The 12,940-nt window shown below is 51.4% G+C and carries 14 protein-coding genes; 3 read left to right on the top strand and 11 right to left on the bottom strand.

From position 1 onward, the window contains the following. Positions 1-3: 3 nt before the first annotated feature. Positions 4-360, bottom strand: a complete 357-nt coding sequence (gene erpA / locus WFJ73_RS29960; RefSeq protein WP_336776554.1) for an iron-sulfur cluster insertion protein ErpA — start codon at positions 358-360, stop codon at positions 4-6. A gap of 297 nt (positions 361-657) precedes the next feature. On the opposite strand from erpA, the gene mqnE reads away from it, so the two are divergent. Further along, a complete protein-coding gene (gene mqnE / locus WFJ73_RS29955) occupies positions 658-1,761 on the top strand; it encodes an aminofutalosine synthase MqnE (protein WP_336776553.1) in 1,104 nt (367 codons plus the stop codon). Between the two features lie 71 nt (positions 1,762-1,832). Further along, positions 1,833-2,900, top strand: coding sequence for an NAD(P)/FAD-dependent oxidoreductase (locus tag WFJ73_RS29950; RefSeq protein WP_336776552.1), 1,068 nt, complete (start codon positions 1,833-1,835; stop codon positions 2,898-2,900). A 29-nt stretch (positions 2,901-2,929) separates the two neighbouring features. Here the strand turns inward: WFJ73_RS29950 and WFJ73_RS29945 are convergent, their stop codons facing one another. Then, positions 2,930-3,163 (bottom strand): YuzB family protein, encoded by a 234-nt coding sequence (locus WFJ73_RS29945; RefSeq protein WP_336776551.1) that lies wholly within the window; start codon positions 3,161-3,163, stop codon positions 2,930-2,932. Positions 3,164-3,250: 87 nt separating this feature from the next. On the opposite strand from WFJ73_RS29945, the gene WFJ73_RS29940 reads away from it, so the two are divergent. Next, a complete protein-coding gene (locus WFJ73_RS29940; RefSeq protein ID WP_015846404.1) occupies positions 3,251-3,493 on the top strand; it encodes a NifU family protein in 243 nt (80 codons plus the stop codon). Positions 3,494-3,547: 54 nt separating this feature from the next. On the opposite strand, the gene WFJ73_RS29935 is transcribed toward WFJ73_RS29940, so the two are convergent. From WFJ73_RS29935 to WFJ73_RS29895, 9 genes are all read right to left on the bottom strand, one after another. Next, positions 3,548-4,330, bottom strand: coding sequence for an SDR family oxidoreductase (locus WFJ73_RS29935; protein WP_442956003.1), 783 nt, complete (start codon positions 4,328-4,330; stop codon positions 3,548-3,550). Between the two features lie 20 nt (positions 4,331-4,350). Then, positions 4,351-5,058, bottom strand: coding sequence for a Cthe_2314 family HEPN domain-containing protein (locus WFJ73_RS29930; RefSeq protein ID WP_336776549.1), 708 nt, complete (start codon positions 5,056-5,058; stop codon positions 4,351-4,353). Positions 5,059-5,084: 26 nt separating this feature from the next. After that, positions 5,085-6,851, bottom strand: a complete 1,767-nt coding sequence (locus tag WFJ73_RS29925; protein WP_336776548.1) for a UbiD family decarboxylase — start codon at positions 6,849-6,851, stop codon at positions 5,085-5,087. Beyond that, positions 6,848-7,780 carry a COX15/CtaA family protein gene (locus tag WFJ73_RS29920; protein ID WP_248762063.1) on the bottom strand — a complete coding sequence of 311 codons (933 nt, stop codon included), beginning with the start codon at positions 7,778-7,780 and terminating at the stop codon, positions 6,848-6,850. The genes WFJ73_RS29925 and WFJ73_RS29920 overlap by 4 nt, the downstream gene beginning before the upstream one ends. Before the next feature lie 174 nt (positions 7,781-7,954). Continuing rightward, positions 7,955-8,302, bottom strand: a complete 348-nt coding sequence (locus WFJ73_RS29915) for a thioredoxin family protein (protein ID WP_336776547.1) — start codon at positions 8,300-8,302, stop codon at positions 7,955-7,957. 32 nt (positions 8,303-8,334) lie between these two features. Further along, entirely contained in the window at positions 8,335-9,915 is a 1,581-nt protein-coding gene (locus WFJ73_RS29910) for a copper amine oxidase N-terminal domain-containing protein (RefSeq protein WP_336776546.1), read from the bottom strand. A gap of 107 nt (positions 9,916-10,022) precedes the next feature. Next, complete coding sequence (locus WFJ73_RS29905; RefSeq protein ID WP_336776545.1) at positions 10,023-11,669, bottom strand: putative polysaccharide biosynthesis protein; 1,647 nt, start codon at positions 11,667-11,669, stop codon at positions 10,023-10,025. A 40-nt stretch (positions 11,670-11,709) separates the two neighbouring features. Then, on the bottom strand, positions 11,710-12,435 hold the full coding sequence (locus tag WFJ73_RS29900; protein WP_336776544.1) for a ThuA domain-containing protein: 726 nt from the start codon (positions 12,433-12,435) through the stop codon (positions 11,710-11,712). A gap of 13 nt (positions 12,436-12,448) precedes the next feature. After that, the gene (locus WFJ73_RS29895) at positions 12,449-12,934 is read right to left on the bottom strand and encodes a DUF456 domain-containing protein (protein WP_336776543.1); all 486 of its coding nucleotides are present in this window, start codon (positions 12,932-12,934) and stop codon (positions 12,449-12,451) included. Between the last annotated feature and the right edge of the window lie 6 nt (positions 12,935-12,940).

Here is a 12,940-nt window from a genome sequence, read left to right as displayed (position 1 = left end):
ATATCAGCAGTCGCTGTCTGGTTTACCAGCTGCTGCAGCGGTACGGAAGCTGGAACCACAGCCGCAAGTAGCGGTTGCGTTCGGATTTTCGATCGTAAAGCCGCCGCCCATAGCCGACTCTTTCCAATCGATGATAAGACCGAATAAGTACTTCAAGCTTTCGTCGTCTACGACCACTTTCAGGTCCGCGACTTCCATCGACTTGTCGTTCTCGTTCTCTTCATCGTCGAAGCCCATGCCGTAGGAGAAGCCTGTGCAGCCGCCTTCCTTCACCCCAATGCGCAGGAACAACCCGGGAGTACCTTCCTCCTCGAGCATTTCTTTGATTTTCTCAGATGCCGATTCACTAATCGTGATCATGCTTCTTCCCTCCTCTATATAAATAAGAATAAATGTATCGTTGTAGTTACAGTATACTCCTCTTCTTCCGCTTCCTCAAGAGATGAGAGCCTTCCTATTGGAACGAGTTGAAGACTTTAGGTGTTGCCGCCTTTTGCGTACGGGTTTATAATAATGGAAGCTTTCTTAATCGGATGAGCAAGTTACTTTTTTCACAAAGGCATAGCCTGAATTTATTCCACTCTTCCTAGAACGGTAAATGGCAGCATGCCGCAGCACTACGCATAACTAACTTTTGAGAAAAAGGAGGTTGCCAAGATGAACATCGCCATTCCATCTGAAAATAAGCAAATGCAGTCTATAATTGACAAAGTCCGTAACGGGGAACGCCTTACGCTTGAAGACGGTGTATTCCTGTATCAATCGGATGATCTGCTTACGATTGGGCAACTAGCTAATGAAGTTAACCTTCGCAAGAACGGTAAAAAGGTTTATTTTATCGAAAACATGAGCTTGTACTTTACGAACGTCTGTGAAGCGCATTGCGCATTCTGTAACTTCCGCAAAGACGAAGGCGCACCAGGCGCCTATACCTTATCCGGTCAAGAAATGATTGAGTACGTTGAACAGCATTTCCACCCTGGTGTACGAGAATTCCATATTGTAGGCGGTCATAACCCACATGTTCCGTTCCAATATTACGTCGATTCCCTGAAGGCATTAAACGAGCGCTTCCCAGAAGTAACGCTTAAAGCCTACACAGCTGCGGAAATCGACTTTTTCTCGCGTATTAGCGGTTTAAGCTACAAGGAAGTATTGGAAGAGCTTATGAAAGTCGGCCTCAAATCGCTGACCGGCGGTGGCGCAGAAATATTATCCGATCATTACCGCAAAAAAATGCGCGTCGATAAAGCCGACGTCAGCCAATATTTAGAGGTGCACCGCACCGCTCATAATCTTGGCCTGCGCACGCATACGACCATGCTGTACGGCTCGATTGAATCGCATGAGGACCGTATTCGCCACATGATGCAGATCCGCGAGCTTCAAGACGAAACGAACGGATTCCAAGTATTCATTCCTTTGTCGATGCAGCCGATTAATCCGAAAGCCGGCATCCGCCGCCGCAACTCGGCATTCGAGGATCTTAAGACGATCGCGATCAGCCGCCTGATGCTGGACAACATTCAGCATATTAAAGCTTACTTCATTAACATTGGTACACAACTGACTCAGGTTGCTCTGACGATGGGCGCATCTGACGCTCACGGCACCATTGTAAAAGAAAAAATCAGCCATGCGGCGGGTGCGCTTACGCCGGAAGGCATCACGCGTGAGGATCTCTTATGGCTCATTAAAGGAGCCGGACGTATCCCAGTGGAGAGAGATACGTTCTATAACGAAATTAAAGTATATGAGTAATCACGCGGCCAGACGCACATATTAGGCACACAACAAGTCATTCATCATTATGGAGTTGGGTAGGGAATCATATGAGAAAATTTGTTATTTTGGGCGGCGGTTACGGCGGCCAGGCTATCGCGGCAGACGTGATCGAGAAACAGCTGCCAATCGATGTTGAAGTCATCCTCGTAGACCGTATGCCTTATCAAGGCCTTAAAACAGAATATTACGCACTTGCAGCCGGAACGGTTTCGGATTTGGATATTCGCGTGAAATTCCCGCAGGACCCGCGTCTTACAACCCGGTTCGGGGAAGTTGTAGATATCGATCTGGACAAAAAGCTTGTTTATCTGGAAGGCCAAGATCCAATCGATTACGAATGGCTCGTTATCGGACTCGGCTGTACGGATAATTACCACGGCATAGAAGGGGCGGAAGAGTTCTCTAACAGTATTCAAACCCTTTCGAATGCACGCAAAACTTACCAGATGCTAAACGACGTGAAGCCTTACGGCCAAGTGTCGATCATCGGAGGCGGCCTTAGCGGCGTGGAAGTGGCTGCAGAGCTGCGAGAAGCCCGTTCCGACCTGAACATCCGCATCATTGACCGCGGACCAAGCGTAATGTCGGCCTTCCCTGGATCGCTGCAGAAGTTTGTATCTTCCTGGTTCAGAGAGCATGAAGTTGAAATGCTCAGCCATATTTCGCTCTGCCGCCTTGAGCAAGGCGCTTTGCATGACGCGAATGCGAATCAAACGATCCTGACCGACGTAACGGTATGGACAGCCGGCATTCAGCCGATTGAGATTGTACAGCGCATGAATCTGCCGAAGGACAAACAAGGACGGCTTATCATTAATGAGCTCCATCAACTGCCGGATTATACCGATGTGTTTGTTTGCGGCGACTGCGCGTCTCTGCCATTCTCCCCTAGCGGGCAAGCGGCCGGCGCGCAAGGCAAGCAAATCGCGGAAGCTATCCATGCCATTTGGAACAACAAAACGCCTAAGCTTGGCAAAATCAAGCTGAAGGGCGTTATGGGCTCCCTTGGGAAGAAAAGCGGCTTCGGCCTCATGGGCAGCACGCCAATGATGGGTAAAATTCCGCGTTTGATCAAGAGCGGTATTCTCTGGAAATCGAAACGCCACTTCGGTTAGTCTTAAATATGGGATAATCGGAAATTAAATTATGGCTTCGCGCTGATGGCTTCATGAATACGGTGTTCCAGATCCTCTATGGATTCGGCAGCGATGATCCTGCCGTCAACTAACGCGAATGGCTTCAAATAGCATTCTCCGCAGTTGCCAAGACAGCCGTATTCGACCACCTTCAGCCGATCGTCTTGTTCATACTGCTTCATAAGAGTTTCCGTACCATGGTGCATGTTGCCGTTGCAGAACTCGATAAGCGGTTTTGACAATTTTATGATCACCTGGCCTTAACGGTTGATATCCATTTTCATTCCTCGCACTTTGTACTATAATAGGGGAGAAAGGAGATGATTGCAATGAGTCAAGCACAAGATACAATGTACGACGAAGTATTGGACGTACTGGATAAATTGCGTCCGTTCCTGCAACGCGACGGCGGTGACGTAGAACTGGTAGACGTAGAGGACGGTATCGTTAAACTTCGTCTGATGGGTGCATGCGGAAGCTGCCCAAGTTCGACAATTACACTGAAAGCCGGCATCGAGCGCGCGCTGCTCGAAGAAGTTGAAGGCGTACAGGAAGTTGTTCAGGTATTCTAAAATGCAAAGAGTCTTGCCCGCTACACGCAGGCAAGACTCTTTTTTTGTGCCTTATCATCCGATTATGTTCGAACGAATCGCATCGAAACCGCCGGTCACGTTAATAATGCTGCCGGTTAAATAATCCGATCGCGATTGGCAAAGGAAACCGATTACCCTCGCGATATCTTCACCGGTTCCCGGTCTGCCGACCGGCGACTCGAATTCCCTCTCGCAAGCCGCCTCTTCAATTGTCCGCTCCTTGTTCAGGCCTCTAATATCGCCGGGTGCTATCATATTGACGGTAATGCCGGAGGGCGCCTCTTCGACAGCAAGCGATTTGGTGAAGGAGACGAGACCCGTCTTCGCCGCCGCATATACGGCCCTGTGAGGCCACGCCCTGGCTTCGTCCGCGTGTCCGAAGCCAAGATGGATAATACGCCCCCAGCCCCGCTTACGCATGCCTGGAAGCAGCTTATGGTCCAGCAGCATTACGCCAAGCAAATTGCCATTTAACAGTTGAATGATAGCGTCTTCATTATAATCGGCGAACAAGCGCCGCTCGCGTATAAACGGGCCTGCGTTGTTCACCAGAATATCGATGCCGCCATTCCAGGCTTCCGCTTCGGCTGCCAGCTGCGCTACCCCTGCCGGAACGGATATATCGCCTTGTATGGCGGTTGCTCTTACGCCAAGCCGCTCAATCTCACGCTGAAGCTCCAGCGCCTCCTGCCTGCTCTCCAGATAGTTTAACACGATGCTGCAGCCAAGACTTGCGAGCTGCAATGCAGTCCGTTTGCCAAGCCCTTTGGCGCTCCCGGTTACAAGCGCCGTTCTGCCCATCAGCTCCACGAGCATTCCTCCTCGCGATTTTAAGCCTACCTGGTTCGTATTAGTCTGCAAGCATAGTCAAAGGTTAGGCGTAATGATCCTGTCACCATTTGCAGTCCATGCTGGAGATCGTCCGATTGTGCCGCGATATTTTCTAACTGTACTTCCTCTCCGTACATCTTATGCGCCTGCGCAAGATCATCCTGCATTTCCGTATTCATGTAATGAATCTCGGTATTGCGGCGCTTCCGCAGCCGTCCCATCGGCTCCTTCAGGCTCTCCTTGATGTCGTTCAGCTTCCAGGTCAAATCCGGATGCGCCTTCTTGTCCCGCATATTGCGAAGAACGGTGAAGTAAGAGAAATGCGGCTTGATTTTCTCCGTCTTGAGATCAAGGATGTCATTAAGAAAAATGCTCAGCTTATCCAGCAAGGCAAAAATACGGATAAACGCGTTTTTGTCAAAATAAACGTAGCGCTGGTAATTCAGCTCCTCCTCCTCCGACATTTGGCTGACGGAAGACGACTTGATCTTCTCCTTAAACCGTCTAGCCGCATAGCAGCTTTGCTCGATTTCGTTCAAGGAGGCAATAAGCCCCTTCGTCCACACTTCATACGTACGGAGCTTATGATCATTGTCCTTGCCCGCTTCGATCTTCTCATGCAAAATGGCGACAAACTGATTCATCAGCTGTAACGTTTCCGCAAGGCGGCCTTGCGGCTCCCTCTCCGGTTCATCAAATAGAAAACGCAGCATCGGCCATCCCCGCCTCTCTTCGCAACTTAGGATTTGAAGTACTCGTTCCATCTGCTGTCAACCAGCTTGGTAATATCCTCGCGCGCGAACAGTTCTGCCGGATAGCCCGGCTTCATTCTCGCATCGATAACGATCGGCAGCTTATAGCCAAAATGATGGCGGCGAATTTCGGCATTCGCGTAAATATCGTCAGCCGGATTAAACCGCGTGAACACCGTCCATAAGAAGGACGTTTGCCCATGCGCAACGTTTGCGTCGTCCGCAAGAATAACAAGCGGCCATTCCGTACCGCGCTCCGACAGCCTTGTCAAGAGACGCTCCGCAAGCTGCGGCTCTGCTTCATAGGATGCGCCGGATACAACGAGGCATCCGCGGCAATATACCTGAGCGTTCGTAATCTCATCGATAACGCCTTCTTCATAGCTGGAAGGCAGCTCTCTGACCGGCTTGCCGACGCCAAGCATAACCGCTTTGCTGCCGTGGTTGAATTTACCGCTCGTATAATCCAGCGTATCATGGGAGGTCTCATCGAATACAAACAGATCCGTCTGCGGCTGGAACCGCTCAAGCACGGTCTCAAGCAATACGTCAAACTTAGACAGGTCAATCGGCTGATCCGTCAGCATCAGGAATTTGGTCAAGGTCAGCTGGCCTTGGCCCAAAATACTGAAGGCTGTCGACAGCGCCTCGCGGGAATACGATTCCCGGACAACGGCTGCGGCAAGCGCGTGTACGCCGGCTTCCGCATATGCCCAGAGCTCATGCACGCCCGGCATAACCATCGGGAAGGCCGGTGCCAGAAGGCGCTGCAAGTATTCACCCAGATAGTAATCCTCCTGACGGGGCTTGCCCACAATCGTCGCCGGATAGATCGCATCCTTGCGGTGCCAGACATGATTGACGTTAAAGACCGGGAAATCATGGATAAGCGAGTAATAACCAAAATGATCGCCAAACGGACCTTCCGGACGGCGGAGATGCGGCGGCACTTGTCCGCTGATGACAAACTCGGCTTCCGCCGGAATGCGGTGCTTGCTGTGCGGGTCGGATACAACCGGCAGCTTGCCGCCTAGGATAAGCGAAGCCATTAAGAGCTCCGGCAAATGCTCCGGAAGCGGCGCAATCGCGGAAGCGATCAATGCCGGCGGTCCGCCGAGAAAGACGGATACGGGAAGCGCTTCGTTCCGCTGCTCGGCTTCATGATAATGGAAGCCGCCGCCTTTATGTATTTGCCAGTGCATGCCAGTCGTTGAATCGTCAAAGATTTGCATGCGGTACATCCCTAGATTATGCGCTTTGCGGGATTTTAAGCTCTCCGTATAGACAAGAGGCAATGTAATAAACGGACCGCCATCCTCCTGCCAGCTTGTTACGCGGGGTAAACCGGCAAGCGGATTCTGACGCTTCAGTACTTGCAGAATAGGCGCCGTGCCGCTTGGCACATCCTTCATGCCTACCTTCATCATGTCCCAGATCAGCTTTTTCTCGCCCCATATCGCTTTTGGCGTTGGAGGCATAATACGGTCTGCAGCACCAACGATCTGCTTCATGATTTCCTCCGGGCGTGTACCAAACGCAAGATCAACCCGGCGGCTTGTCCCGAACATATTCGTCAAAACGGGAAAAGGACTGCCCTTCACGTTGGTGAAAAGCAGTGCCGGTCCTTCCTCTTCGATAACGCGGCGATGAATTTCCGCCAGCTCCAGATAAGGATCTACTTGCGCGTCGATAACGAGCAGATCATTCTCCTTTTTTAATACTTCAACAAATTCACGCAGGTTCTGAAAACTCAAGCGTTCTCCCGTCCTTCCCGCAGCCGCCAGGAACGTATCAGCATATCACACAATATCCCAAACAAGCCCGTTATAATCAAATTATGAAGCAGGTTCGTAAACAGGAACCAATCATCGTTGCCGATTGTCTCCGTCAGAAGCGCACCGCTCAGGATTTGAGCGATAACCAGAACGAGAGCCCAGCCGGCCGATTTCGTAAGACCTTTGCCTTTTCCGCTGATTTTGCGGACGTGGATATATAAACCAACTAGAGCAAGACCAAAAATAAGTGCACCTAAACGATGGATAAAAACAGCTGCCGTCGCGCCTTGAAGCTCAGGCACAACCTCGCCGTTGCATAACGGCCAGCCAAGGCAGCCGCCTGCCGACTCGGTATGGCGGATAAACGCACCGAGATAAACAACGATATAACAAAAAATCGTTACGGCCAGCATCCGGGGATAAATCGCGCGGGGCACCGTAAATTCCACGGGCTTGCCGTCCTTTGCGCGATAAGACCAAACAACGAGCAGCAAGGTAAAAGCAAAGGCAATTAACGAAATACCAAAATGAATAGCCATAACGGCGTCGGACTGATACCATACGACAGCTGCCGCGCCCATTAACGCTTGAATAACCGTGAAGAGCAGAGCTCCGCTCGCATAAATAAGCGGTTCTTTGTAATCCGCATTGTTTTTCCGGAACAGCAGGTATATGGCAATAAAGGCTGCCACAACGAGCAAACCTTCAAATCCGGTAATCAGACGATGAGAAAATTCGATTGCGGTTTCCATTGTATACGCAGGAATAAATTTACCGTTGCAAAGCGGCCAATCATCACCGCATCCGCGTCCGGATCCGGTATTTGTAACTAATGCTCCGGCAAGAAGAACAAAAAGCATTCCGATGCACGATGCGAGAGCAAGCGCGCGAAAACGGCCGGTAACCATAATAAAATCACCTTATTTCGGGTTTTGTTGTCACCTCATTATAGCCATTATAGGGGTCAAAAGCCATGTTGAAAATGTGACACTTCCTAGGGTGTGACAGTTCCGTGGCAATGATGCGCGGACATAAAAAAGCGCGGCTCAGGAGGAGCTCCTTAAGCCGCGCGATTGCCTTTATTAACCTCCAGGTAAAGCGTCCGCCACCTGCACCGCGCGGTCAAGAAACTGTTCGATTTCCTCCCGCGTCTTGCGCAGCTTGTTCACGTACCGGATCAGCTCTTTGCCGTTACGGAAGGCAATAAAGCTCGGAATGCCAAGAATATTCAGCTCGGAGCAAAGATCGGGCAATTCATCCCGGTCAATCTCGTAGAAAGAGATTTTGCCGCTGTATTGCTGCTCTACGTCCGGCATAAACGGGTCGATGTAGTGACAGTCCGCGCACCATGTCGTTTTGAATACGACCACCGTAATCCCATCGCCTTGGACGGCTTCACGGAAGGCTGCGTCCGTTGTCAGTTTGTTCATCGTTGTCATCCTCCCTGCTCTTGCGAAATAAATTAATGGACTACGCGCTCGATGACAAAGGTATCGCTGCCCCAGCTGTCATCCCAATGAACCTTCGCTCCAAGCGCGTTTGCGAAATCGCGTCCTGCTACGTACAAGGTGCCGTCAACGGTTTTGGCTACGAACGACCATGTCGCCGCTTTGCCGTTCACCGTTACGCGATCTGAGCCTTCCTTCAGGACGATCGTCGTATTGGTCGCCTCGTCATAGACTGTTACATTCTTCGTCTTTTTATCATATTTCACCGAAGCGCCAAGCTGTTCGGCAGTAATACGAAGCGGAACAATCGTTACGTATTTAGGGGTTACAATTGCCGGGTAAAGGCGCGAATCCACGGACAGCTCAACGGACTGCTCGCCGATGCCCAGTTTATCGAGCAGCGAGTAGGCAGCCGATTGCTTGTCGAACATGCGAAGGAACTGATAGCCCTGCATGGAATCGAGCTGATCGGAATGGATAGCTTTAGCAGGAATTACCGGCGCGTCAGCCTCTACCTTGCCGTTAACGTTCCACAGCTCGCTCTCCATACGCAGCGAAAGACCGTCAAGAGGGAACAAGGCTTGATCGCTTGGCTTAAGCGTAACGTCAACCACCTGTTTGCGGATGTCCATCTTGCTGTCTACGTAAAGCTCCGCTTTAATCGAAGAATCGTCGTTGAAGATCGCCTTAAGATCCTCTCCGCCCTCTTCTTCCATCGCCTTCAGCTCCTCCTGAAGCGAAACGAAGGTGGCTTCCAGCTCGTCCGTCATTTCCTTAATCATGTCATCGGTCGTTGGCATATCGAGTCCGGTTTGCTCGAACGGATTCATGCCGATTTCTTCCCAGAACTCAGGATGGCTGCTCATGATCGCTACGATTTCCTTCACGAACGTATCAAGGCCTTCGCGGTCGCTTGCAAGAACATCCACGTATTTCTTGATCCAAGCCCAGATTTCGGTTCCGCTCATCTCTGCCTTCACATGGAACAGGGATGTGTTAACGCCATTGATTGGCTCTTGAACCGCATTAACCGAGATTTTGTCCGGATTAGGCAGATTATCGATAAAGAAGGACGTTGCGCTGTCCAATACCTCTTTGCCGATTGCCGTTACCGATTCGTCATCCGAACCCGCGGCAGCTGTCTCGTCTAGCTCGGCTGTGCCCAGCATTGAGCCAATGCCTGCTCCCGTGACGTCAAGCACGATAGGAAGCTTCGCGCCTTCCACCTCGATAACCGCCGTCGTATCCGATTGCTTGATCGAGAAGCCAATGCTGACGTTATCGCCGAAAATCAGTTTGCCTGCATAGGACGAATGGCTTGCGTCCTGAACCTTCACGCTATCCAACTGAAGCTTCATGTTCGAAAATAATTTCAAGAGAGCAATATCTTCTTCAGGCATTCCTTCATACGCTTCTTCATTCATAAGAAGCTTCAGCTCTACCGACTGTTTGCTTTCCGCGGAGGTCACTTTAAGCGTGTTTTTCAATACGGTGTTGAAATCCACGCCCTGAATCGCCTGACAGCCTGCAACGATGACAAGCGCCAGCGCCAAAATCAGGATGATCCCCCTCTTGAATCTTTTCAGACTTTTCAATTTACAAATCTCCCTTCACAGCCAGTAATAGATAGATTAATAGACCTATAACTCTATCTATTGTACCTGACGTTCAGGGAGGTTGTAAATGTATGGAAATTAAAGAATTAATGTCGTTCTTTCCGCGCCTGCGTGCGTCCAAGCGCCTTCAGGAGCAGGACAAACAGCTTACGCAGCGGTCCTGGGAAGGACTTCGCATCCTCCATAGTAACGACGCGAAGCAGCACAAGCAGGAACAGGTATAGGACTCCGATCACAGCTCCTGCCGCGACCGCGGAGATTAGATACGTCAGCTTGTCCGGCAAGCTGCCAAGCAGATGGCGGATTCCCGCCTCGGTTATCCAGCCTGCCGCAACGGATACTACGATAGTTACCAAGTAAGAAGGCCAACGGCTGCCAAGCACCGTGAACTTCACTTCCCTGCGGATCGCCTCGATGTTCATCCATGTCATAACGACAAAGCAGACGCTTGTTGCCACAATAACGCCGTATACGCCGTAAATCGGGGCAAGCGCGTAGCTGCACAGGATTTTCAGCCCGATTCCTACGAAAGTATTCATCATAGGGATACGGGCTTTTCCAAGCCCGAACAAAATCGAGTTGCTTGTCATCATCGTAATCTGGAAAATCGTGCCTGCCGTCAGGGCAGCAACGATGCCGTAACCTCTTGGCCCCGTGAAAATAAGTCCGGTGACCGAATACGATGCCGCGGCAAGCGTTAAGGCTGCCGGCACGCCGGTGAACAAGACGATTCGCATGACGAGGGAGGTCTGACGCTCCACCTCGGCCATATTGCGCAAGGAATAAGCCGACGAGATTACCGGAATAATCGACGTGCTGAGCGCAATGGCCAGAATCGGAGGAATGCCGGCAACCGTCTGCGCCTTGAAGCTGAGATCTCTCAATACGAGCAGCGCGTCATGATAGCCGTAATACGATTCGGTTAGACGAACGAATAAGGACGAGTCGAACGTATAAATAATTTGCACGGTCATCGCCGTAATGACAATCGGAATCGACATCGTGAAAATCTCGCGGTAAATGGACCGGAAAGGAATCTTGGCAGCGGCCTTGACCGCTTCGATATCCACCGACGGCCGGTCTGCGAGGTCGCCCCGGCGCAGCTTTGCCGCATAATACAGCATGACAAGCAAAGCGCCTACGCCGCCAATCACGTTGCCGAACGATGCGGCGGCGGCGCCCCATTTTTCGCCCCAGTCAATCGAGACGACATAATAAGCAAGCGCGACGCCTACGATAACGCGCAAGATTTGCTCCACGATCTGCGACATGCCCCCCGCCATCATGAACTGGCGGCCTTGGAAGTAACCCCGCATCATCGCGATAATCGGGAAAATAAGCAGCGTTGGCGCAACCGCGCGGATCGCTACCTCCGCACCTGGCGTTTTGGCGATATGCACGGCATAATACGGAGCCGCAAAGTAAAGAGCAATCGTCAGAATAACGCCGGTTATGACTCCAAAGAGCAGCGCAGCCTGGTAGACCCGTTTCGCTTCATGCTCGCGGCCAAGCGCGTAACGCTCCGATACCATCTTGCTGATGGCGCTCGGAAGACCGCCCGTCGCGACGACAAGCAGCGTCAAGTACACGTTGTTCGCGACCGCAAAATAAAGCCCGCCGTTCTCGGTCAGGATATGATCGAGCGGAACCCGCTGAAATATCCCCAGAAAACGGGCAATCAGCGCGGCGGCCGCCAGAATTAACGTACCTTTTATAAGCGAATCTTTTTTCATGTTGTCCTTCTCTTTCTTTAATTACTTGCCGGATTGCAGGTTAAGCTTGGCCTTTGATTGGCTCCAGAGGCTGATGATTGCCGCGGACCGGCTTGCCTGCCTGGGAAGGAGCCGCCCACTTCACGCCGTTCCGGATAATTTGCAGCACATGCGGATGATAGTAAGTCGGATGCGTCTCATGACCCGGACGGAAGTAGAAAATTTTGCCCTGCCCGCGGAAGAAGGTGCAGCCGCTGCGGAATACTTCTCCGCCTTCGAACCAGCTCACGAATACCAGTTCGTCCGGTGCCGGAATATCGAAATGCTCGCCGTACATTTCCTCATGGTCGATTGTCACGTATTCCGGAATGCCCGCGGCAATCGGATGGGCCGGATTAACGGTCCAGATCCGTTCTTTTTCGTTAGCCTCGCGCCATTTCAGATCGCAGCCCGTCCCCATCAGCTTTTTGAAAATTTTCGAGAAATGGCCGGAGTGAAGAACGATAAGTCCCATCCCGTCCATTACGCGTTGATGTACCCGCTCCACGATCGCATCGTCTACGCGGTCATGACCCATATGTCCCCACCAGATCAGAACGTCGGTGTTGTTCAGCTTTTCTTCCGTAAGGCCGTGCTCCGGCTCCTCGAGAGTTGCGGTTTGAACCTCGATGCCCTCCGAGCGGATCCCCTCGGCAAGCGCGTTATGAATGCCGCTTGGATACACCGCTTTTACCTCTTCATGCTCTTTCTCGTGCAGAAACTCGTTCCATACCGTTACTTTTACCATTTGCTCCATCTCCTTAGTTGGCCATTAACCAAATAATAAATAACACGATCATTGCTGCCTGAAGAATGATTTTGACAACGACACTGGTTAATAACCCAACCAATGAGCCGATGCCGACCTTAAACGATTTCTCGATATTGGAGCCCACCGCGAGTTCCCCGATAACGGCGCCGGCAAATGGACCAATAATAAGGCCAAAGGCAGGAATAACGAATGGACCTAGTATAAGCCCAATCGTACTGCCGATGATAGAGGCCTTGGAACCCCCGAACCGGTGAACCCCCCACGCGCTGACCGCGTGATCGGCTATGACCAGAACGATGAGGATCAAGGTCTGCACCGTCCAGAACACCCAGCCAAACGGCTTGAACGAGAAGAAAAAGCCGTATACGAAGAAAGCGCCGTATATCGCGAAAACTCCCGGCAGAATCGGCCAGACCGCCCCGGCCATGCCAACCACGAATAAAATGACAACCAGCGACCAGCCTAAAATATCCACTTAGGC

The sequence above is a fragment of the Paenibacillus sp. MMO-58 genome (genome assembly GCF_037146255.1).
GTDB lineage: Bacteria > Bacillota > Bacilli > Paenibacillales > Paenibacillaceae > Pristimantibacillus.
This window is presented reverse-complemented; position numbering and strand designations above follow the sequence as displayed.